The sequence below is a fragment of the Fodinibius sediminis genome, assembly GCF_900182555.1.
GTDB classification, from domain to species: Bacteria; Bacteroidota; Rhodothermia; order Balneolales; family Balneolaceae; genus Fodinibius; species Fodinibius sediminis.
Genome location: NZ_FXTH01000013.1, coordinates 131,192 through 153,993, shown reverse-complemented (window position 1 = coordinate 153,993; position 22,802 = coordinate 131,192). Strand labels below are relative to the sequence as shown.

Annotated in this window: 24 protein-coding genes; 17 read left to right on the top strand and 7 right to left on the bottom strand. The window is 44.4% G+C overall.

Features of this window, described 5'->3' with window-relative positions:
* The first annotated feature begins 59 nt into the window (after window positions 1-59).
* Window positions 60-974: a hypothetical protein gene (locus FN808_RS14530; protein WP_142715333.1), complete on the top strand. Its 915-nt coding sequence runs from the start codon at window positions 60-62 to the stop codon at window positions 972-974.
* Between the two features lie 733 nt (window positions 975-1,707).
* Here FN808_RS14530 and FN808_RS14525 read toward each other — a convergent pair.
* Entirely contained in the window at window positions 1,708-2,295 is a 588-nt protein-coding gene (locus FN808_RS14525) for a hypothetical protein (protein WP_142715332.1), read from the bottom strand.
* Between the two features lie 1,071 nt (window positions 2,296-3,366).
* Here FN808_RS14525 and FN808_RS14520 point away from each other — a divergent pair.
* The 6 genes from FN808_RS14520 to FN808_RS14495 all read left to right on the top strand — a co-directional run bounded on the left by FN808_RS14520 (window position 3,367) and on the right by FN808_RS14495 (window position 7,610).
* A complete protein-coding gene (locus FN808_RS14520; RefSeq protein WP_142715331.1) occupies window positions 3,367-3,912 on the top strand; it encodes an alpha/beta fold hydrolase in 546 nt (181 codons plus the stop codon).
* A 145-nt stretch (window positions 3,913-4,057) separates the two neighbouring features.
* Window positions 4,058-5,308 (top strand): RNA polymerase sigma factor, encoded by a 1,251-nt coding sequence (locus FN808_RS14515; RefSeq protein ID WP_142715330.1) that lies wholly within the window; start codon window positions 4,058-4,060, stop codon window positions 5,306-5,308.
* A 98-nt stretch (window positions 5,309-5,406) separates the two neighbouring features.
* Entirely contained in the window at window positions 5,407-5,790 is a 384-nt protein-coding gene (locus FN808_RS14510) for a DoxX family protein (protein WP_142715329.1), read from the top strand.
* Window positions 5,791-5,960: 170 nt separating this feature from the next.
* Window positions 5,961-6,416, top strand: coding sequence for a YciI family protein (locus FN808_RS14505; protein ID WP_142715328.1), 456 nt, complete (start codon window positions 5,961-5,963; stop codon window positions 6,414-6,416).
* Window positions 6,417-6,507: 91 nt separating this feature from the next.
* Complete coding sequence (locus FN808_RS14500; RefSeq protein ID WP_142715327.1) at window positions 6,508-6,906, top strand: YciI family protein; 399 nt, start codon at window positions 6,508-6,510, stop codon at window positions 6,904-6,906.
* Between the two features lie 104 nt (window positions 6,907-7,010).
* The gene (locus FN808_RS14495) at window positions 7,011-7,610 is read left to right on the top strand and encodes a dihydrofolate reductase family protein (RefSeq protein ID WP_142715326.1); all 600 of its coding nucleotides are present in this window, start codon (window positions 7,011-7,013) and stop codon (window positions 7,608-7,610) included.
* A gap of 335 nt (window positions 7,611-7,945) precedes the next feature.
* Here FN808_RS14495 and FN808_RS14490 read toward each other — a convergent pair whose 3' ends face one another.
* The gene (locus FN808_RS14490) at window positions 7,946-8,929 is read right to left on the bottom strand and encodes a GlxA family transcriptional regulator (protein ID WP_142715325.1); all 984 of its coding nucleotides are present in this window, start codon (window positions 8,927-8,929) and stop codon (window positions 7,946-7,948) included.
* Between the two features lie 143 nt (window positions 8,930-9,072).
* Between FN808_RS14490 and FN808_RS14485 the strand changes: the two genes are divergently transcribed.
* The 8 genes from FN808_RS14485 to FN808_RS14450 all read left to right on the top strand — a co-directional run bounded on the left by FN808_RS14485 (window position 9,073) and on the right by FN808_RS14450 (window position 16,285).
* Window positions 9,073-9,567 carry an SRPBCC family protein gene (locus FN808_RS14485; RefSeq protein ID WP_142715324.1) on the top strand — a complete coding sequence of 165 codons (495 nt, stop codon included), beginning with the start codon at window positions 9,073-9,075 and terminating at the stop codon, window positions 9,565-9,567.
* Window positions 9,568-9,603: 36 nt separating this feature from the next.
* Window positions 9,604-9,909, top strand: a complete 306-nt coding sequence (locus FN808_RS14480; RefSeq protein ID WP_142715323.1) for a putative quinol monooxygenase — start codon at window positions 9,604-9,606, stop codon at window positions 9,907-9,909.
* 295 nt (window positions 9,910-10,204) lie between these two features.
* The gene (locus FN808_RS14475; RefSeq protein ID WP_142715322.1) at window positions 10,205-11,113 is read left to right on the top strand and encodes an aminoglycoside phosphotransferase family protein; all 909 of its coding nucleotides are present in this window, start codon (window positions 10,205-10,207) and stop codon (window positions 11,111-11,113) included.
* Between the two features lie 183 nt (window positions 11,114-11,296).
* Window positions 11,297-12,013 carry a CPBP family intramembrane glutamic endopeptidase gene (locus FN808_RS14470; protein ID WP_142715321.1) on the top strand — a complete coding sequence of 239 codons (717 nt, stop codon included), beginning with the start codon at window positions 11,297-11,299 and terminating at the stop codon, window positions 12,011-12,013.
* A gap of 809 nt (window positions 12,014-12,822) precedes the next feature.
* Window positions 12,823-14,166 (top strand): DUF1593 domain-containing protein, encoded by a 1,344-nt coding sequence (locus FN808_RS14465; RefSeq protein ID WP_221930066.1) that lies wholly within the window; start codon window positions 12,823-12,825, stop codon window positions 14,164-14,166.
* Between the two features lie 158 nt (window positions 14,167-14,324).
* A complete protein-coding gene (locus tag FN808_RS14460) occupies window positions 14,325-15,041 on the top strand; it encodes a hypothetical protein (RefSeq protein WP_142715319.1) in 717 nt (238 codons plus the stop codon).
* Window positions 15,042-15,168: 127 nt separating this feature from the next.
* Entirely contained in the window at window positions 15,169-15,489 is a 321-nt protein-coding gene (locus tag FN808_RS14455; protein WP_142715318.1) for a YciI family protein, read from the top strand.
* A 154-nt stretch (window positions 15,490-15,643) separates the two neighbouring features.
* Window positions 15,644-16,285, top strand: a complete 642-nt coding sequence (locus FN808_RS14450; RefSeq protein ID WP_142715317.1) for a hypothetical protein — start codon at window positions 15,644-15,646, stop codon at window positions 16,283-16,285.
* Window positions 16,286-16,775: 490 nt separating this feature from the next.
* On the opposite strand, the gene FN808_RS14445 is transcribed toward FN808_RS14450, so the two are convergent.
* The 3 genes from FN808_RS14445 to FN808_RS14435 form a co-directional block, all read right to left on the bottom strand.
* Window positions 16,776-18,245 (bottom strand): sensor histidine kinase, encoded by a 1,470-nt coding sequence (locus tag FN808_RS14445; RefSeq protein ID WP_185958422.1) that lies wholly within the window; start codon window positions 18,243-18,245, stop codon window positions 16,776-16,778.
* Window positions 18,242-18,964: a response regulator transcription factor gene (locus FN808_RS14440; protein ID WP_142715315.1), complete on the bottom strand. Its 723-nt coding sequence runs from the start codon at window positions 18,962-18,964 to the stop codon at window positions 18,242-18,244. The genes FN808_RS14445 and FN808_RS14440 overlap by 4 nt, the downstream gene beginning before the upstream one ends.
* A 147-nt stretch (window positions 18,965-19,111) precedes the next feature.
* Window positions 19,112-19,783: a spondin domain-containing protein gene (locus FN808_RS14435; RefSeq protein ID WP_142715314.1), complete on the bottom strand. Its 672-nt coding sequence runs from the start codon at window positions 19,781-19,783 to the stop codon at window positions 19,112-19,114.
* Between the two features lie 510 nt (window positions 19,784-20,293).
* On the opposite strand from FN808_RS14435, the gene FN808_RS14430 reads away from it, so the two are divergent.
* Complete coding sequence (locus FN808_RS14430) at window positions 20,294-20,719, top strand: VOC family protein (RefSeq protein WP_142715313.1); 426 nt, start codon at window positions 20,294-20,296, stop codon at window positions 20,717-20,719.
* A 153-nt stretch (window positions 20,720-20,872) separates the two neighbouring features.
* On the opposite strand, the gene FN808_RS14425 is transcribed toward FN808_RS14430, so the two are convergent.
* Window positions 20,873-21,598 (bottom strand): hypothetical protein, encoded by a 726-nt coding sequence (locus tag FN808_RS14425; RefSeq protein ID WP_142715312.1) that lies wholly within the window; start codon window positions 21,596-21,598, stop codon window positions 20,873-20,875.
* Entirely contained in the window at window positions 21,595-21,927 is a 333-nt protein-coding gene (locus FN808_RS14420; RefSeq protein WP_142715311.1) for a hypothetical protein, read from the bottom strand. Before FN808_RS14420 ends, FN808_RS14425 begins: the two co-directional genes overlap by 4 nt.
* A gap of 334 nt (window positions 21,928-22,261) precedes the next feature.
* Here FN808_RS14420 and FN808_RS14415 point away from each other — a divergent pair, with 334 nt between their 5' ends.
* Window positions 22,262-22,696 (top strand): PH domain-containing protein, encoded by a 435-nt coding sequence (locus FN808_RS14415; protein WP_142715310.1) that lies wholly within the window; start codon window positions 22,262-22,264, stop codon window positions 22,694-22,696.
* Window positions 22,697-22,802 lie beyond the last annotated feature (106 nt).

Genomic DNA, 22,802 nt, shown 5'->3' with positions numbered 1-22,802 from the left:
AAGCGCCAGTTTGTTAACTGCCAGTCTATATTCATTCAAATAAACACCGGCTATACAAAATGGATACACTCAAATATCTTAGCTGTATACCCTTGATCTCACTTCTGGTGTGGGGCTGCAGTCCACAAAATAAGGATGAATATAGAGTGGAGATTACCGCATATGATTATGCATTTCAGGCTCCGGCTGAATTACCCTCCGGATGGATTACTTTTATTTTAAATAATGAACAAGCTCATAAAATCCATGAATTAAGTTTTGCCCGTATCTCCGAAAATATTACTTATAGAGAATACCTGGATGAATATGTTGGGGCTTGGGAAATTTTATTGGAGGAATTTCAAGCCGGTGAAGTTGAACGCTCCGATATATCGGAGCGGGTAAATGAACTGTTGCCAGACTGGGCCGATGGCATAAAATATGTGAACGCACGGGGACTGGTTTCTCCGGGAAGATCAGCTGAGAAAACAGTATATCTTGAACCGGGATTGTATGCTGTGGATTGCTGGGTTAAGACGGAGGATGGTGTAATTCACCTCGTCAACGGCATGACGCGGCCCCTTACTATTACCGATGAATCTACGAACAGTCCTGAACCCTCTGTCGAAAATATAATTACGCTGAAAGAAAAAGAGATTGATGTTCAATGGAAAGCTGAAGCCGGCTCCCATTCTTTTGCTGTGCTCATGGAAGCGGACTCTTTGGGAAATCCTGTTCATAATAATATTCATCTGATCAAAACAGAGGGAAACACTGATCTGAATGAAGTAAATACATGGATGGATTGGTACAAAGTTGGAGGCCTCAGAACTCCTGCCCCCGCTGATTTCCTCGGGGGTGTCAGCACCTATGATGCCATTCCTGGTGAAAGTGCTACATATTTCTCTTTAGAAATCGATGAACCTGGAGAATATGCGTGGATCGTTCAAGTACCGGAAGGTGAGCCATTGCGGCATATATTCAATATTCCATAAAATGATCTGAATCCCTTTTAGACTTCTGTTTGCAGCACTTGTGTTATGAATACGTGGCAGTTAACAATTATATCCTGCTGACCGGTTCAGGTTTTTTCTTGGACTTTAGAGTTGTACGCCCGGCAGTAGAATCACCAGGCTGTTAGGTTGCAATAGAATTAAGAGTTATGTCAAAAAGATAAAAATCCTAAAATTGAAGACATCCAAAATTCAGAGAGATAAAAGAAAAAAATAATGGAATTGAGACGTTTTTAAACTTTTCTCCTCTTCTAATAACTCTTGGAATTGACTTAGCTGAAATTGAAAATCAGCAAAATATATCAAATTTGGAAGAAGAAGCTTATCAACTGATTTGGATGCCAGATAAGTTTCATAGTACTTTTTGCCGAACGGGGCTGGATTGCATACGAAAATTTAAATGCAGATACAGCCAGAGATGCGATCATAATAGCCGTGATTGAATCCCTTCATAAAGCTGAAAAATATGTAGCCAATCATTATGGCAAGGAAACTTTAGACTTCCATTTTCGGTCAATGAAAGCTATAGAAGCTTTCAACATTTGCTACGATTTACTTTAAAAGGCAAAGGATGATTATTCAGAATCAGTAATCAGCTGGCCCCATTCCGCCTAGAACCACTAATGTATTTGTATTTAAATATAAATAATCCCCTCTTCCTGTTTTATCCAATTTTACAGGAAGAGGAGACTATATAAGTAACTGAGGAATACAATTAGAATGTTTCTCCAAAAGGTTGGAACTCTTCTGATAATTCTGTATTCCCGGGAGCTTCGGCACCTTTCTCTGAAATGATCGGGCAGTTTACAACAACACCGGGACGATCAAAGGTAACAAGTCCGGCCTGGAGTGCCGCTCGGAGGTCTTCAACATCATCAAATAATACCCCTTCACTCTCATAATGGGTTGATGCATAACCAGAATCGAGGATATCCTGAACGGTAACTCCTTCAGCTGAGTGAACGACATATACATTCCAGTGAGGTGAGTATCCAGATTCGCCAGGAATAAATTCGACGACGTTGGCCTGGTGAAGTCTATCACCTCCAATTAGGTAAATATCGTTTTCTCCTCGTTCAGTAACTCCTTCTTCTATACCATTATGGATATAGTAAATCTCTTCCCCCTCGTACCACCCATTTGCAGTCAAAGCGCCACCACCTTGACCTGAATGAGCTGAAGAAAGAGTCGGGGCAAGCTTATCATTGCTACTCTCCATTTCCGGGTTAGCAATATCCGAACACCCGATGAAAGTGAATATCACAATTACGACAAAAATATGGATTGATTTGAATACATACATTTTTATGGGATTTAGTTATTGGTTTCCGTTATTGGCAGGTTCAGGATTCAATAGATGATTATCTAAATTGAATCATTAACTGAGATATTACTCTCGAAAGAACTTGCCTTCTCTATAAAAAAATTATGGTTTTTTATGAGGGTAGTTATCACAGATTTGTAACAAAACATTCATAATTTATAACAGAAGGGAACAGAGAAGATGACATACTCTGATTTAGAAACAGGGCTATAGCCTGAAAATATTAGAAGGCTAAGGTTAATGTTACAGCTATTCGGGGAGTGAAAGCTATACACCTGACAAACACATTAATTCCGCCCCTTTTTACCAGCTTCTCATTTTCGGGTCTACCTTTTTTCCCAAACAGTTCCAAACCCTGGCACCTGCCGGTTTTGCGCATGTTGTATCCTCTATTGACTTCAATTTGGCATAACGCCTCGCAATACAAGAAAATCCTGAATAAACGGGTTCGATACGGCAAAAGACGGAGCACTAGGGATTTGGTACCACTGGAATGGTTGCCCCCGGCAGGATTTAATTCATTATCGATCACAAATGTCGGTTTTTTACTGCCCCCCCACTTAAACACCCCAGGTAGAGAAGCGCAAAAATATTCGCTTTTCCCGTGAAGGCCTTAGGATAGGTATTGAGAATAAGCAAACAGCATTTTTCGTCAGCTATCTCATTATGGCATTCTCGGGTATAGGTATCATCCTATTGAACCGGCAAGCTGGTAATAGAACTGCTGGAATAATTTATTATGCGTCTGTACAATAAATCTCAACAGAACCTGCTCACTTACCGCCAAGTACTTGCCGCTTTCTGACTTTTAGCTCTCCGTTCATTATTTATCAGCTTAACATTTGTACGTCTGCAGCTAATGCACCTGGTCGTGACTGGGCTTTGAAAATCTACATTGATCTGTCGCAAAAACCCCTGCAAGCTGTCGCATATTCACCATGCAAAGGTTAATTCAAGAAATTAAACTACCATAAATATTGGATCATCTTATAACGTCATGTAAAACCAATAGTACGTTTCAATGATACATCAGATGAATCAACCTCCGATATGAACAAGCTTATCATATTCATACAGGGAGGAGGTGAAAAAGGATATGCAACAGACGCTAAGTTAGTAGCTTCCTTAGGTACGACATTGGGAGAAACGTATGAAGTACATTATCCTGAACTATCCTCCGATAAAACCCTGCCTGATTTTGGATGGACTGAACAGATTGGCAGAGAAATTTCCGGCATCAAAGGCAAAGCTACGCTGGTGGGACACTCCCTGGGTGCTTCCATGCTGTTAAAATGCTTATCGGAAAAAGAACTCCCAAAAAAGATTGTCGGCATTTTTCTCATCTCTACCCCGTTTTGGAGCGGTGATGAAGATTGGGTGCAGGGACTTAAGCTGCAAGTAGATTTTGCTGACAAGCTACCCAGGGACGTACCGACTTTTTTCTACCATTGCCGCGACGATGAAGAGGTACCCTTTGCTCATCTCACCCATCACAGGAATAACCTTCCCTGGGCAACCTTTCGGGAAATTCCCAGCGGCGGTCACTCACTTAACAACGACCTGAGAATCGTAGCCAGGGATATTATGTCATTATGAGAATTCAAACTTTTATTGTGAAACCAGAGGGTGAAAAGGCAGAAAAGCCGGCACTTTGGGCGAGCACCTTAAAAACCCGGGATAAAGCTGAAATTTTGACGAGTAGTAGAAGCAGTGTGAATACTCCGGAAGTAAAGAAACAATCATGAAAAATTCTCCTGACCATATTTCACAACTCGTGGATGAGATTTATCGTAAAGAGTCGCGCCGTGTGTTTGCAACGCTTATTCGTCTGCTCGGAGACTTTGATCTGGCCGAAGACGCGATGCATGATGCCTTTAAAACGGCCCTGGAGCAATGGGACGACAAAGGCATCCCTTCCAACCCGAGAGCGTGGCTCATCTCCACGGGCCGGTTTAAAGCAATCGATCGTATGCGGCGCCAGTCAAAATTCGACCCCTTACACGCAAAGCAGACCAGAAACATAAAAGCCGATATAGCCGACCCGTCCATGCAAGTTGACAAAAAAATTGAAGACGACATACTCCGGCTGATCTTCACCTGTTGCCACCCTGCCCTTTCTTCCGACGCACGTGCAGCCATGACCTTGCGTGAGGTATGCAATCTGACTACCGAAGAAATTGCCCGTGCCTTCCTTGTGAAACCCCCTACGCTTGCTCAGCGGATTGTACGGGCCAAAGCCAAAATTCGAGAGGCGAAGATCCCGTTCCAGGTGCCCCCGGAGCACGAGTTGCCGGATCGGCTCGAGACCGTACTCCAGGTTATTTACCTGATATTCAATGAAGGCTATTACGCCTCTTCGGGCAAAACGGTAACCCGCCTTGACCTTTCAAGGGAAGCTATTCGTCTCGGACGCCTTCTGCTCGATTTGCTGCCTGACCCCGAAGTTGTCGGTCTTCTCGCCCTCATGCTGCTGCACGAATCCCGCCGGCCGGCCCGCACTACCCCGACGGGAGATCTTGTCCTGTTGGAAGAACAGGACCGCTCACTCTGGGATCCCGACATGATTGAAGAGGGATTATCGCTGCTCAAACAAGCCTTTACGTCCAACCGGATAGGTCCATATGTCCTTCAGGCTGCTATTGCAGCTGCCCATGCTGAAGCAAAGAGTCCCGATACTACGGATTGGTCACAGATTGTGGGGCTGTACAGCCTGCTGCTGCGCGTCAACCCCTCACCTGTTATTGAACTGAACCGTGCGGTTGCGATTGCCATGCGCGATGGACCTGAAGCCGGGCTGAATGAAATTAATACGATCCTGGATCGCGGAGAACTGTCTGACTATCACCTGGCCCACTCGGCCCAGGCGGAACTCTGCCAGAAACTGGGCCAAACAAAAGAGGCGCGGGCGTCCTGGGAACGTGCCCTTGCCCTCGCACAACAGAATCCTGAGCGGCGATTTATCAAACGGAAACTTAACGAACTTGGAAGGTAACCCAATAGATGTTAAATCCTGAATGTCGATTTACCCGCCTGTTATTCGACTACCTGGTGGACACAACAATAGTAATTCCAGAAAACCAGTGAACTACCATGAAAAAAATAAAAATTGCTTATTGGACAGTTACCATTCTTTTCGCACTGGCAATGCTGCAGTCCGGAATTGTTCAGCTCATACCAACTGAAGGGAGCAAGGAGGTTATGACGCTTCTGGGATACCCGATATACCTGTTGACCATCCTGGCGATTGCCAAGCTTCTGGGAGCGGTTGTTTTAGTTATGGGAAGGTTTAAAACACTCAAGGAGTGGGCTTACGCCGGTTTCGCCTTTGATTTTATCGGGGCCTCCGCTTCGGGTGCTTATATCGGGGAAATTCAAATAATCATCGGTCCGCTCGTATTTCTTGCCGTGATGTTTCTATCGTATTACCTGTGGAAAAGGATGGAACAGCTAATGATGTCCCCCACACAAAAATAAGAGGCAGATCGTAATTCATAAGCGGAGGGCTGATTAACAGCTGAGGGGAAGGGCTGGTCGAAATTTTCTCAAAAAAATACAGATTCATTGTCGATTTCACCGCTTGCTATTCGACTACTCCGTGAACACTCGCTGTGAATTCAAATAGAAACCCAATTCAGAGATATATTATGGAGTTTATAATGTTTATGATCCCAAATGTCTATCAACCCCAAACCCCCGCTGATGAACAGGCTGGTGAAGATTTTACTCCTCCTGCCGAAGCGGTTGAGGCCATGACGAAGTTTAATGAAGAACTGGCCAAAGCCGGAGCCCTTGTTGCCCTCGATGGCTTGCATCCCCCGGCGAAAGGCGCACGTGTTTCATTCGAAGGGAAAACGCCATCGGTTACCGACGGACCATTTGCAGAGGCCAAAGAAGTCATTGGCGGCTACTGGGTGATAGATGTAAATTCAAAGGAAGAAGCTGTTGAATGGGCCACAAAATGTCCCGCCGCCGAAGGCGATGCAATTGAGATCCGCCAGGTGTTTGAAGAAGAGGACTTCCCTGAAGACGTCCGGGAGGCAGCAGATAATCCTGTCGTGAAAGAAGCCGTCAAAGGTGGTAAAGTAAACCGTAACTTATAACAACTGATAAATATAATATGAGGTCCGGAAAAGAACAACAGACTCCTTTTACTGTTTGTCCGGACCTCACCTAATCCAATGAAAAACCGCTATGAAATATATTTGCCTGGGATACATGGATAATGAAGTCTGGGAAACAATGTCTGAACCTGAACGGCAGATTTTTATGGATGAATGCTTTTCTTATGATAAAGAACTCAAGAACAACGGTCACTATGCCGGAGGGGAAGCCCTTCAGGATGCCCAGAACGCCACCACATTGCAATGGCGCAGCGGCAGAGTCTCCGTCACCGACGGGCCCTTTGCCGAGACCAAAGAACAGATAGGCGGCATCATGATCCTTGAAGCTGCCGATCTTAATCATGCCATCCGCCTGCTGTCAAAGCATCCCTCCCTCCGGCTGGGCCGCGGTGGCGGCAGCTGGGAAATCAGACCGGCCGCCGACCTGGCAGCTATGATTAAAGAGAGTGAACAGCGAAAAAAGGGATAACGATCATGACGGTTTCGCCGTCTCACTTGTCAGCCCGGACCGATCACCGGGATGAATGGAGCGTAGATGTCAGGTTCTAATTAATAATTAAACGGTGAACAACTATGAGAAAAATAATTGCATTATCAATGATTACATTAGATGGAATAATGCAGGCACCTGGTGGGCCTGATGAAGATACATCAGGCGGTTTCAGATATGGCGGTTGGACTGCACCTTATGGTGACGAAGCTTATGGCAAGGTCCTGGAAAAACAGCTGTGGACTAATCCTGCAGATTATCTTCTGGGTAGAAAAACATTTGAGATTTTTGCCAACTACTGGCCTGAACATGCAGACCTGTGGCCGGGTATCAATGATGGCACAAAATACGTCATGTCCAAGACCATGAAGAACTCAGATTGGAAAAACTCAGTATTCCTTAATAGCCTGGCTGATATCAAAAAACTCAAAAATTCAACCGGTTCTGATATTCAGGTTCATGGCAGCGGCAAGCTCATTCAGCTGCTACTTAATAATGATTTAGTGGACGAACTCTGGCTCAAAATTCACCCGGTGACTCTCGGCCAAGGGAAAAAGTTGTTTGACCACGGTACGATTCCGGCAGTCTTTACCTTAATAGAGAGTTCTGTTACCCCAAGTGGGGTGATTATGGCCAATTACGAGCGGGCTGGAAAAGTCAAGACAGGTACTGCCGGACCTTAAGGCAGCTAGCTTATTTAAAATTCGCCCTATAACTTGTGCAGTCCATCAGGCCGTTCCGTCAGGGTTCGGCAGAGTTTGCCCTTTTCTGCCGGTTTTGTGGTAAACGGTTTCTGAAATACATTCAATTTCAATCAACGCATGGCAGCAGGGCACTGTGCACCGGTCATTGACCCTTTTATTTTTTCAAAGGAATAGAACATTAGCTTGTTTAAAGGAGAAGTATGGTTCGTATCCCTCCTTTCGTCAAAACCTATATGTAGATCCCATATTGAGATGTCGCAAGCATTAAAAAACTTCGGATACTGCTGGTAACATTTGCTTTACAGCCAACACTTTCATAACACCACCGCCTCTCTGTTGTATCGGTTCTTATACTCCACGGGAGTCAGACTGGTAATTTCCTTAAATACCCTGCGAAAGGCGCTGGCATCGGAATAGCCCACCTCATACATTACCTCGCTGACTGTTTTCCGGCCGACTTCCAAAAGTTTCTTAGCCGTTTCCACTTTTACACGCTGTACATATTCAAAAGGAGTGTTTCCGGTGGCGCTGATAAACCTTCGGTCGAATTGCCTTCGGCTGACCGCAAATCGGGAAGCTAACTGCTTGACAGTTATTTTTTCATGCACATTTTTTTCGATGTAGTCCTGTGCTTCTCTCACTATTTCATCTTTGTGCATCTTCTGTCCTTTGAATATGATAAATGCTGACTGGCATTCCCGGTCCATTTCAATCTGAAATACTTTGGAACAGTAAATGGCTGTTTGCCGGTCGTAATATTTCTCAACAAGATAGATCATCAGGTTCAGGAAAGAGTACGCCCCGCCATTGGTATAAATTCCATCTTCATCGGTAATCAATTTATCCGGTTCTACCTTTACGTTGGGAAAGATCTTTCTGAAATTATCTGCAGCAGACCAATGGGTAGAGCAGCTTTTCCCATCCAGCAAGCCGGATGAAGCAAGCAGAAAAGCCCCCGTGCATATACTTGCTACTTCAGCACCCTCTTTATATTGTCTCTTAATCCAGTCAACCAACTCTTTGTTTCCCTTTACCGCTTCCCGGTAATTATGATTCAATGAAGGTATAATAATGAGATCGGTTTTGGATACAGCCGCAATGCGGGTCTGTGGCTTCACCGCAAACAAGTCGCCATAGAATCCCACCTCATTTGAAAGGCCGGCCAACTCAATATCAAACAAGGGTTTTCCGCTGCTTTCCTTCCAATGCTTGTTGGCTCTTGAAAAAATGTTATATGGGCCAACAATGCTTTCCAGATTATTCCGGCCGGCCGGGACAATGATGGTTAAATGCTTCATAATATTTTTTTAAAAGGTAGAAATTAACCGGTGTCTAAATCAACCCGTTAGAAAGTCTATTTTACACCCTTCGAAAGTGGTATGTAGACAATACCTTGTCTGTATAAAATTTACAACATCCTAAAACTGATGAGGATTAAAAAATGAAAGATCAAAATTTTAGCACCAGCATACTGGTAGACCAAACTCCAGAAGAAGTTTTCAGGGCCATTAATAACGTGCGTGGATGGTGGTCGGAAAATATTGAAGGTGACACCGACAGACCCGGCATATTTTATTACTACTACCAAGACATTCACCGCTGCACGTTTAAGATTACTGAATTTATGCCGGGCAAAAAAGTAGTATGGCATGTTCTACAAAACTACTTTAGCTTCGTTGAGGAGCAAACCGAGTGGACGGGCATAGATGTTGTTTTCGATATTGCCAGGAAGGGAGACCAAACAGAAATTCGCTTTACGCATGTTGGGCTCGTACCTGAAAATGAATGCCACGACGTCTGTACAGATGCCTGGGATACTTACATCAACCATAGTCTGTTCGACTTAATTACGAAAGGGAAAGGGGATCCCACTCTGAAAGGTCAGAAGGACAGGTCAGTACAACAAACATCTCTCGAAAATCATCCTAATGCATAATTCATTTTCTAAAATTATCAACCTGGACTAAACAAAATGAAAAGCTCCGATCTTATAGTCATAACAACCGCTGAAGCCAAACCGGGAAAAGAGAAGATAGTTCAACAAGCATCGCGTGATGTGGCGCAGGCTGCACGTACCCAGTCGGGTTGCATCGCCTATAGTGTTTTACGCTCCGCTGCCAATCCTGCCGTGACGGTTCATTTTGAGCGGTGGACATCAAAAGCCAAACGCCATACATTTTTGGCAGGCGCGGATGTAAAGAAATTCGTTTCGGCTGTATCAGGCGCCTTTGTTGAATCACCAAACCCCCTATCTTACCAGATATTGGACGAAGCATAGTCTGCAGGTAAGAAATGATGGATGAGGAAAAACACACTTAAAATGGTTTAATTCACGGCCTGACCGAGCCAGACCTCTTGTCAGGGTGTAGCAATAACAGGCATAGTCACACCCTGTAATTGCCTTAAGATTACTGCTTAGATAAATCAACAATTACCTTAATAGTATTACCGCGGCAGGTTCTGCCCTGCCGGTTTTTAGTTCTTCAATTTGTGTAGTACATTTTTCTTAAATTACCATGGTTTGCGCGCATCTTTTGCGCGGGACCGCTATGCAGAATAGCTCTTAAAAGCTCATGGCTGAATTTCCATCAGGGTTTAAACAAAGGGTCCTGGAGTTGCATGGATCCAACGGGCAAAGATGGTTTGACCAATTACCTTCACTAATTCGTTCAATTGAAAAAAGTTGGAATATCCAGGTTTCAACCTATCTTCCTTCTCTTACTTATAATTATGTGGCCCTGGCCGAAACCAATGAAGGCAACAAAACGGTACTCAAAATTGGAGTTCCATGCGATGCATTAGATCTTGAAGCAAGGTCTCTACAATTCTTTGGCGGAAACGGTGCTGCCCGCCTGTTAAAATACAGTACTGAACGGGGGGCAATGCTAATCGAAAGGATAGAACCAGGATACAGTATTACTCAGCTTGACGAAAAACAGGCTGTCAAAGCTTTTTCATTTGTCATTAAGGAAATCCACCGTTCCCCTGATTCAAGCTATAATTTCCCCACCCTGCAAGACTGGGGAACCGGCTTTGACCAGCTGCGTGCTCAATTTGACGGCAAGTCCGGCCCCCTCCCACCCGATCTTATGGACAATGGAGAAGCGATCTATAAAGATCTTATAGAAAGTATGGCATCCCCTGTTCTTCTGCATGGAGACTTACATCACGAAAATATACTGGCCGGTAGACGAAAACCATGGTTAGCAATTGATCCAAAAGGAGTCATTGGTGAACCTGAATATGAAGCAGGTGCATTCTTGCGGAATCCCTTGTCAAAATTGGTTTATGAAGATAATTTGGCAGGCCTGATCAAAAACCGTATAGATATGATCTCCGAAATGACAGGCTATGACAAAGATCGAATGGCCCAATGGGGATTTGCCCAGGCTGTACTTTCAGCTATTTGGTCGTTCGAGGACCATCGTTCGGGCTGGAAAAACGTTTTAGTAGTAGCCCGTGCCATACAGAAAGCATCATAAACTGCTTGACCACATCCGGTGGCAAAAGACCAGGCCGGTTAACCAATTGGCCGTTAGAGGGCGGGGATCACTCATTATTCAGCTCTATCGATTCAGAAAGGTCTCTGCTGCATATTTCTGCAACAACTTAAAATAGTATTCCGTACAGCCTTCTAGTTAAAGAACCAACCATTTGTAGAACGAATGAAAACAATCAAACGATCAGTTAGCAAGAGAAAGACACTTGCAATTTTTATCGGTACAATAATTACGGGCTTTATTTTATTTGTTCTCCCAAACTTATTCTTTGGTATTACAAAAATTAACGGTGGTCTTACAGGGATAAATTTATTGATCATTGCACTCTTCCAGCTTACCGCTGTTTGTTCGTTAATTTATTTTTCACTCAGATTATTGCACAAAGATTTCCAGTATATCGGCTGGTCCGCGAAGAACTGGCAAACAGATAGTCTGCTGGGATTGCTAACCGGATTGGCTTGGACAGCGCTGCAATTCGGATTAATCATCCCGAATACGGGAGGAGCTCAAAGGACTGATATTGCCCAGATGGTCTCGATGTTCGATGGAACATTATTAGGCACACTTTCTTTTATAGCTTTAGGAGTAATTGGAGGCGGCATTGCAGAAGAGATTTTTAACAGAGGCTACTTCATCAATGTTTTAAAAGACCTATTTAACAATCCAAAGACAGGACTTTGGACTGCTGCTCTCTTATCAATTGCATTCTTTGCTATCGGCCATTTACCGGCCGATGCATTAGGCTGGTTTGATATTTTAGTTCCAACCATTGCTTATACAGCGTTATTCTTATATACCAAACGATTAACGGCGTCGATCATAGCCCATGGAATTTACAACATGACAGCCATCCTACTGACATACTATTTGTACTATCTTTGAAACTACATCGACCGACGCAGGAATATGCTTTTCAGAGCCTGTTATACACTACCATCTCTTTCGAAGCACCCTGCGACCCGTTCCTTGAGGCATCGTCCACAAGCTAAGCCTGCCCTGCCCGCCTCCCTTTTATTAGTTACTCTTCTTTTTTGATAATAATTTTTATCACTCCGGCCACTGCGCATATGCCACAGACCGCTTGTCAAGAGGGCTTAAAACCCTGTATGCAGGGTTGAGGGTTGAGCATTAAGACGGCACGTTCTAATTATCTCTCCTGGATATACCCCCTGACAGAACCATTTTCCCAGCAACCTGGCAACCCCGCGGGAGCTGTTTTAACCTCTTCCTGAGCGCAGGGGTTGGTTGTTAGTCTGATTCACTTCCAATCCAGTTGCCGTTTAGATATGTCAACCCCAAGCCAGTAGTTCACTTCCGTCATATTCTCTCCTATATTAGTTATTAGTAGGGAACTTCAGACTGAAAGCAAACACCCACGTTACTTTTACAAGCCCATCGGGCTTAGATTCTAGTTAGTGCCTTGTGGGGTGTGAAATAGTCGGGGAACTCGTACATACACTGGCCCGGAAGGCAAATCCCTTATCCCGGTCATCCCGTCAGCTCCCGGTTGCTCTTCGATTATTCCAAGATATAATTATTTTACTACCGATAATCTAAAGGTCCTTATACACAAGGTTGCTGGCTGTATTTTTGCAGCCCTGAAATGAATCCCTATTTAATTACGAGTAAAAAATAAACGTATGAGAATATTTCTTCTATTGGCGCTTTTACTGTTTCCTCTATCTGCCCTTATGGCTATATCTCCTGCCGATTCACTAAAACCACGTGTTATCGTACTGACTGATATATCACCTAACAATGTGGAACCCGATGACATGGAATCCATGATCCGGCTGCTTGTACATGCCGACTTGCTTGAAATTGAAGGACTGGTGGCTACCACCGGCTGGAGTAACAGCGGCGGAAATGCTGAGTGGGTACGCCTGATTCACGATGCGATCGATGCCTACGAAGAGGATCTGCCCAATTTGCGCAAACGGTCCGGGCAGGATGATTTTAAGGATAATGAGACCAGACAGAAGTTCGGCTACTGGCCTAGTCCCGGCTACCTACGGGACCGAACTGTTGTAGGCAGCCAGTCCAGAGGTATGGAACAGATCGGCAAAGACAATGTGTCGGCCGGCAGCGATCTGATTATCGAGATGGCTAATGAACATGATGATCGTCCGCTCTGGATTCTTGTCTGGGGTGGCGGCAACACGCTGGCCCAGGCCATCTGGCAAGTACAGCAGGAGCGGACTGATCAACAGCTCAAGACATTCCTGGGCAAACTCCGCGCCTATACCATTACTGACCAGGATCGTAGTTATAAAGATGGTACCCCCTATAATATCAGCTCCCATCAATGGATGCGCCAGGAATTTAAAAAGGATCTGTTTTTTATCTGGGACGAGTGCGCGTGGAAATTTCAGAATGGCACCGGAAGGGGGAAATGGAATCAATATGCGACTCATATTCAAGGTCACGGCACGCTTGGTGGTATGTATCCCAAATACAAATATGGTGTCGAAGGCGACACCCCTTCCTTCTTGCATGTGTTGCCGAATGGCCTAACCAATCCAGAACAGCCGGGCTGGGGGAGCTGGGGTGGTTATTTTGAATGGGCAATGGGACCAGATGAAGAAACCTATGCCTACACCAACCATGATGAGATGGAGGCGTATTCCATCTGCAGAAACCAGCTGGAGCACTTCTACCCGGCCACCTTCAACAATTTTGCCGCCCGTATGGACTGGGCAGCAGAAGGCACCGGCAATCGGAATCCGGTTGTGAGGGTCAACGGAGACCGGCTACACAATGTCAAGCTTTCCCCTGAACCGGGAACCTCCGTCACCCTTGTTGCTTCGGGTACCTCTGATCCCGATGGGGATAACCTGACCTACTCATGGTGGGTTATGTCTGCAGCGGGTACCTACAACAAGGAGGTAACACTCTCAGGCGAAAATTCTGACCAGCTAACGATAGAGGTTCCGTCCGACTCGGCTGACAAGAGCTTCCATGTGATACTGGAGGTAACGGATGACGGAACCCATAACTTAACCGGGTATCAAAGGGTTATTATTGAACCGAAATAAAAAACCGCAGGCCTGCTCCTTACCTTGGGACAGGCCTCGCTATCTTCGAACCTCCTGTTCATTTACTAGCTAATCTTTCGCTTTAAACTAATTTTACGTTTCGGAGTTTGCTTCCCCTTGTGTACGAGATCGTTATATTTCTAACAATAAATTCAATCATGCGTCTATTTCGTCATTTTGGAAAAATAATTACTGTTCTTCTCGTCCTTATTGCCTCGACTGATTTCGCAAAAGGTCAAACATCTGTAGAAGGAGGTTTTTCCATTGGTTTTAACCGTCATACATTTAGCGTTGATGATGATAGTGGAATCTTACAACCTGGCTTGGCACTTGCGGGAACCTATGGACTCCCTATCATTATCAAGAAAGATAAATGGGAATTACACACAGGCTTTTATGGAAATGAACTATCGCACTCTTTTTATTTTGACACACGCAATGGAAATACTTTTGGTCAACGCTCTTTTGAAAATGGCATCTCAAGTTTTAAAATACCAGTTCACATTGGTAGAACCCTGCAGTGGACAAATCTAACAAGCCTGACTCCCCAAATTGGGTTTGCTTGGCTCACTAGTCAAAGAACTGGATTAACGGGCACTTCAAGCGGCAGTTATGGCCGTTATGTTGAGTATGAAACAGTGGGAAGAACTGTTAATAAACATAAATTCCTGGCAGAAGCGGGCATGGATATCAACTTTGCCATTTTTCGCGGGATGAAACTTACCGTTGGTGCTCATTATTCATTAGGACTTCAAAAAGTGGAAGAAGTAGATGTCACCTATGAAATAAATAATCAATCTTATGAAGGAACTATGATTTCACGAGGTTCTGGCTGGAAATTTAATCTTGCTTTAACATTGCCACTTTACAAATAATAAGACCATAGAAATATAACAGCGTCTCAAGGGGATGCACCTCGCCAGGTTGTCAGGTATTACAAAAGAATGTTGGCCAACGAGCTTTTGAGGAGAGAATTGTTACTATAGTTCATTGGCATAAAAAATGATCGGAATAAAATATGAAGAGGTATCAATATTAAAGAACTTTTTAATTTTACATTCCGGGTTTGAAAAACCAACATCAGATGGTCTCGCCGCCTGGAATCAATGGTTTGAATCAATTGCAACTATTCAGGCTGACAGAAATGAACTTCGGCACGGTCGAAAAATTACTCAATCAGGAACCAACGAACTTCCGTTCGTTAAAAATTCCATTACTGGTTACATTATTATTGAAACAAGCGATCTTGAGGAAGCAGAAAAAATGGCCCATAAATATCCAATTGTCGACAACACAAAAATTTATGAAATAAATAAGGGCTAAATCAGCTAACCCGCTTTTAGAATACCCCTTTGGATACCCAGCCAATTACTTTGGTCATGCAGTCGTCACTGGGCCCGCCCTTTCTTGCCCGGCATCCATTTATTAGTTAATCTTTCATTTGCAAGCAATTTCCACACCTTAGCATTTGGCGGTTATGAACAAAAGAATATTTAAAGTTGGGTACTGGTCAGGACTCGCTGCTTTTATAGCAACAGTAGCATTTTACATCGTTCAAATGCTGCAAATTCTGGATCTACTTATTTATCCAATGGATGAGATTCTTATCTATGGTTTCTCGCTGTGTATTACACTCCCTTTTCTGCTTGAAATGCTTGCCTTTCATCATGTTGTACCTGAAGAGAAAAAATTTTGGAGTCATGCCGCCCTTCTTTTTACCGCAATATACGTTGTATTTGTCACTGCCAACTATGTGGTGCAATTGGCAACAGTAATTCCTGCAACATTACAAGGGACGGCTGAAGAAATCCAGCTTCTAAAACAAACACCCCACTCTCTTTTCTGGGACTTTGATGCCATTGGATACATATTTATGGGCTTGGCAACTTTCATTGCCATTCCAGTATTTGAAAAACATGGAATTCAAAAGTGGGTTAGATATTCCTTTATAGCTCATACTATTACCACTCCTTTGATAGCGTTTGTTTACTTCTATCCCGACTTTTCTGAACGGTTATTACTTCTTGCCACTCCCTGGGCAATCACAGCTCCATTATTTATGCTGTTACTCGCTATCATGATGAAAAAAGAGATTGGGGACAAACATTCTATTGAGTAAGAACGTCAATAAAAGCACAAAAGATAACGGCAACTCCTGAGCGATACAAGGCATACTCACATTTGCTAAAGAAAAACTAAAGTTAAAGCAATTTATCAAGGAGATCCCCCCACCCAGCAATTATTATTTCAGAGCCTGCAATTCATCGGCTATGCAGCAACCCGTTTCAGTGATCACGGCTGGAGGGCCTGCCGGGCATCCCCCCCCGTTCAGCTAAGACAGGCTTGTTCTCCGCTGATGCACGAAAACAATACCAGCTCTTATACGGCCAGTCAACCAATATCCGCACGGACTCGGTTCCCCGTTGGGTCGGCGGGCTTTGAACTTTTTTGTTTTTTTTCCCACATCTAACTTTGAACAGCCTGAATAATTCCAGCGATTCAACTATGGCTTAGCTGTCAGTAAGATGGTGACACATACTGTGGAAAGAACCCTTCGAGACAAAACAGGCAAGAACTGCTTACGTAAGTAGAATAATCGGCATGGACGGTCAAACTATACCCAATTCAAATGCAAATACACTTCCCTTATGGTTCCTGTTCCGGACTGTTATATCTTTCCCGTGCAGATCCATGATTTTTTTGGCTATAGCCAATCCAAGACCCGTACCTCCGCCTGAGCGGGAACGGCTTTTTTCAGCCCGGTAAAACCGATCGAAAATGAACGGCAGATCTTTCTCGGGTATTCCCCGACCGGTATCCTTCACCTGTATGAGAACGGATGAATTCTTCTTCTTAAGCTCTATTTGAATATCTCCTCCTTCTTCTGAGTATTGAATGGCATTCTCAATCAGATTGCTCAGCACCCGTTCAATCATAGCTATATCTCCCTTGACCAGCGGCAATCCAGCAGGGCATTCAAGGTTGATACCGATATCCTTTTCTTCAGCTTTGGGCGCGTATTTCAACGCAACATCCTGTACCAGGTCACTTATTGAAAAAGGCTCCATATCCGCCGGCTTCACCTGTTGGGTATCAAGTTTTGACAATTCAAAAAGCTCGTCTACCAGGTTTCGCAGGCCAACGGTATTCTTCAGGATGATCTTAAAATACTTTTCTCTTTTATCTTCACTCAATTCAGCTCCTTTGAGCAGTATTGTTTCAAGATATCCCTGGATGGAAGCAAGCGGACTCCTGAGATCGTGAGAGACATTGGCAATAAGCTCGCGACGAAGCTGATCCGTTTTTTTCAGCTCTTTAACATTTTCTTGCAGCGTGTCGGCCATGGAGTTAAAGCTCTGGGCCAGCCGTCCGATCTCATCATTGGAATGCACAGGCACCCGTTTATCCAGATCTCCCTCATCAAATTTTACTATAGCACCTGACAAGCGGTGCAGACGCCTGGTAAGGAAGGCAAACAGAATCATACCCACAATGCCCGTAACCAACAAAATGATGCCAAATACTTTCAGGCTGGTCTGCAGAAAATAACTGTTTTCCAGCATGCTGAGTGCGGAATCATACTGCTCGCCCCCCAAAATAATATACACATAACCGGGTTGCTGGCTGCCTATATCCAGCTCTGCCACTGAAATTGGTTTAGTTCTGGTGGGATCCCGGGGATCTTCACCCAGAATAAGATCCGACCGGGGACTATTCAGAAACTCGTGAATCGGCTGCATTCCGACAGAATCTGTTTTAATCTGCCTTCCCTTCTCCACAAAGAAAGCCAGTATTTCTCCGGAAGAATCAAGCAGGTAGATCTCTATCCTGGGATTGACGACCATCATATCGTGGATGGAACTTTTTATCCGGCTGATATCAAACTCATCCTCCAGCTCTGCCTCAAATTCGGCGGCCATATTTTCGGCCAGGTTCAAGTTCAGTTTTTGATCGGCCTGCCGTACAAACTGCATTGAAGAGTTATAGGTGATGGTTACCTGAGCTATGCCCATCGCAATAAGCAGCAACAGGAAAACCAGTGAGAGTTTCCAATAAAATGACTGAAAAAACCTTTTCATTCCTCGATCTCCTCCTGTTCGGCAAAACGGTATCCTATGCCCCATACTGTTTTTAGATAAATGGGATCAGATGGATCTTCTTCAATTTTATTCCGAAGTCTGTTTATATGGGAATTTACGGTATGATCATATCCCTCGAATTTATATCCCCATATCTGCTCTAACAGTTCCTCGCGTGAAAATGCTTTCCCCGGGTTAGCCGCAAAAAGATGCAACAACTCAAACTCTTTAGGGGTCAGCGAAACAGATTTACCCGAGATCGTTACCTTTCGTTTGTCCGGCTCGACTACTAATTGACCAATGGATAGATCCTCCCTCTTCATTTCCCTGAACTTCTCCTGTTTATCCACTTCAACCCGCCGCAGATTTGCTTTTATTCTTGCCAACAGTTCACGGATACTGAACGGCTTCGTCAGATAATCATCGGCTCCCAACTCCAGCCCCATTACTTTGTCAAACTCTTCTGATTTGGCTGTTAACATTAAAATCGGAGTATTGTCCTTTTCGGATCGTAACCTTTTGCATATTTCCATCCCGTCTAATTTGGGTAGCATCAAATCAAGAATAATCAAATCATACTGTCCATTTTCCGCCTTTTGAAGTCCAGTTTCTCCATCAACAGCCGTATCTGTCTCATAGTCCAGATGCTCCACATTGATCTCGATCAACTCAATGATTTCTTCATCGTCTTCTATTATTAGTATTCTTTTCCTGTCCATACAATATAGCTACTGAGCTTTCCTCAAAATTACAAATGCTATGCTGAGATATCTTACTACGTTGGATATAAGTCCCCCCATTCAACAGGGGTTGACTTTTCACCTTAAGCATTTATACTTATTTATCCACATGCCCTGTGGGTACCTTTATTCGATCGGGGACATCCCCTTATTATACTGGTCGTTAACGAGGTACACATTGGGATTGCCCTCTTGTGTTCCGGTGCCAAGTCCGGTTTGTCGCAAAACCTGGTGCCCGCCACCCCCCGGTTTTTCGTTAACTTCTGTTCCGGCATCCCAAAGAAGAATTTGGTCGGTAATATCACCAGAGATCCGGTTGGCGGCAGAAAAGAGTGTCACGCCTTGTTCCGTTGAACTGCAAAACAGGTCGTTAGACTGTATATACATCGTGGCAAATGTCAATCTATCACCCTGCGCAGCTGTAAACCTGAATTTATACTGCTCTCCCGGCAGCAGTGAACCCGGGCCGTTGGCTCCTGCAGGTTGATTAAATCCTCCTCTTTCCGAAACATTACCGTCGGATGAGAGTGAGGACACCAGCTTGTCGAACATGCCCTCTTCGGGGCCGTTGCCAGTCGCGGGTTTCCCTTCGTCAAAAATGGGGTTACCTTCATGGTAGACCGCAAAAGCATCACTTTTAAGAATCGTATAGGATTCACTTACGTTTTCGATCGTGACTTCGTATTCGGCTGTCGGACCACTCCCGGTTCCCGGAAATATATCCTTGCAGGATACAAGTCCAACGGCCAATATCATCCTTACAATACCTGCATTTATTTGGTCTGGATATAGGCCCATGATATTTGCCTGTTTTTTTATTTGGGTTGAATGTATACCCTATAGGTAAGTATCTCGAGAGACGAAGTTATCACGAAATTCTTACGATTCTCTGGCCAATGTTTAACGGCGCATCCCCGTTGAAAGTTGGTTCCATCGTTTACAGGCTGCGATGCTTACCTTGGTTCCTCCCCACTTCAACATCAGCAGTCGAAAATCTTAACAGACCTTACGTAATAAATGCAACGTCACTATCACCAGCATTTCAAGCTAGCTCCGCACAGTATTAATGAGCCGTTATTCTTGAATTTGTTACCTTTACGCTATTATAGGAGCCGCTTATGCATGTGACTGGCAATCATACTCCAAAAAATCGTTTTGTCACCATTACCCTCTGATAATGTCGCAATACCACCCATCGATTGGCCCATCCAGTCCCTATAATTCAGAGACCAGCACTCTTTCTGAGAAAAGGATCACAGGGTGGCCGGCAACAGGCTCAAGAAAATTTTCAAATCAAAAAGGCAGAAAATGAATAGCAAAAAAATCTGGGCTAATTTAGCAGTACAGGATGTTGAAAGGACATGGGATTTTTACCTCAAATTAGGATTTAAGCCGAACTGCCCCCCTTCTACCAAAGAACTGGCAAGTTTCCTGGTGGGTGATGATGATTTTGTAATCCATTTTTTTGAAATCAACCGGTTTAAGTCCAGTATGGAGGGAGAAATAGCAGACTTGAGGAAAGGAAATGAAATAATGTTTACACTTTCAGCGGAAAGCAAAGAGGAAGTGAACAAATGGGTAGAAGAAGTTAAAAAAGCGGGTGGGACTATTCATTTCGATCCACAGAAGGACAACAAAGAATGGTACGACGAAAACGGCTATTATGTATGCGTATTTTCCGACCCGGACGGCCATAAATTTAATGTATTCTTTAATTCGAACAAGAAGCTATAACCAAGCAGCAAAGAGAATACGAACCAAGCCTTTAGATAAGCGATGGCTTGGTCCGTGCCTGTCTGCCTCAGGGTTCTTCATAGCCGGTGCTGATTCACATGGGTCCGTTCCCAATTGCTCCCCGGCTCCTGTGAAAAAAGCTTCGTATGGCAGTCACTCTGGAAAGGACTTCAGTCGGCTGTATCTAACCACCTGCCCCTTCGTGGAATCAGCAAGTCCGGTCATAACCATCTCATGATCATTTATAACTTTTATCCTCCACGAAGGGGGCTTTTGTTCTCCACCGTGGCTCAGGAAGGTGATCTCAGGCCTGTGGGCATTCATATGCCAGTATCCAGTCTGTCTTTGTCCCTCGGGAGTATGTTCCATATAGGTTCGATCCCATCGTATAAACAGGGTATGTCTTTTCCCGGGATCGCTGGTTGAGGATGCCTTTTTTCCATCATGCGTATCCCTGTCCACCTCCCAGAGCCCTTGTACCTTGTCGGCGGGTGACCGGGGTATTTCATGGATACGGGTCATCCTTACCGTAACCTCCTGCCCCTCCTCTGTTCGCACCCACTTCATCTGCTCTTCTTCAAGGCCCACCGTAAAAGCTCCATAGGGATCAGTCAGCCCGTTGGTTTCTTTTGCAAGAAAAGTTCGGGCTTGCTCATTATAAGTCCAGGTGCCCTCGGAATTTTTAAGCCATCCGTTGCCCGACTCATAGGTCCCGTCAGGGTTGATCCGGGTCCATTTGGCAACCGGGGTCATCTCCTGCCCTCCCACCTGCACGTTTTCTATCATCCAGAGACCTGTAAGAGGGTTATCCTGTGCATATACTACGGCCCCGCTATGCACGATCATAAACAGCAGTAACCATGATATAACGTATTTCATTGTTGATATGGGTTTTTATTCGGTATTTGAACAATCTTATGTACAAGCGTTACTTCTACTGTTTGATTCCGGAATTCGCCAGCATTGTGGTAATCCACTCCCCCCTTAATAATGGTTACAGGCATCGATTTATAACCGTTGGCCGAACCACCGTGAATGATATGGGGAACCTCCATGGGCAGGGCTCCCATATCAAAATACTCACCATTCCCAAAGACTGCCCATTCATAGTCATTGGAAATACAATCAGAAATTTCAGGGAAATGATTTGACGTTATTTTGTCCAACATTTCTCGAGAAAAAAACGGGGCGACGTGGTTAATATCCATCTTTCCCTGTTCACAAGGAAGCTATAATTCATCAACTGATAGTCCTGGTCTAACTATAAAATTCTAAAAACATACAGCATATTACATCAATGGCCATAATGTAAGACATTTCCGCATCACCTCCTTTTTAAATATAGCAGGAGACATAATTCTTCTGGACTTCCCGGCCCGGTAACGAAAATTAAAGCCACCATGGCCGTCAAGCCGCGCTGTCATTCCACTCTCCCTTGCTTTTACCAGTCTAATTTTGTCTTTTGTAATATAGTTGCAGCCCCAGCACCGCCTGACTGCAGTGCCGTTCTACCAAACCAGCTAAAAGGATCATCAGCCGTTTATGATGACATACTTTAAGGCCTCTTCCTGGGACCCGCTTTTGCAGTTTATTACTGTTGGCGTCACTCTATTTGCAGTGACCTTTATGTACTTCAACCCGCAGCCGGTCACGATTATAGCCATGGGTGCCCTGATCCTCATACCGCCTTTTTTTATGATCAAGGGGTATAGTATTGACGACCAGAAATTGATTATTCACCGTTTAGGCTGGACAAAAGAATTTGATATCCACAACCTGGTTGATGCCGAATTCAATGCGCAGGCTATAAGAGGATCCTGGCGGCTGATGGGCAATGGAGGATTATTTGGCTGGATCGGCACCTTCAACAATAAAGAACTGGGCACTTTTCGGGCCTATGCCACAAACCGCCACAAATGCGTGGTTTTAACACTAAAACACAAGACCCTGCTTGTCACCCCCCCATTCCCCCGTTGAATTTGTCAACTGTCTCCAGACCCATCTTCAAAATTAATGTAAAAGGATAAACTGCTGATTTAAATGAAAGGGTAAAAACATACCGGTTCCTAACTCATTCCAGGGT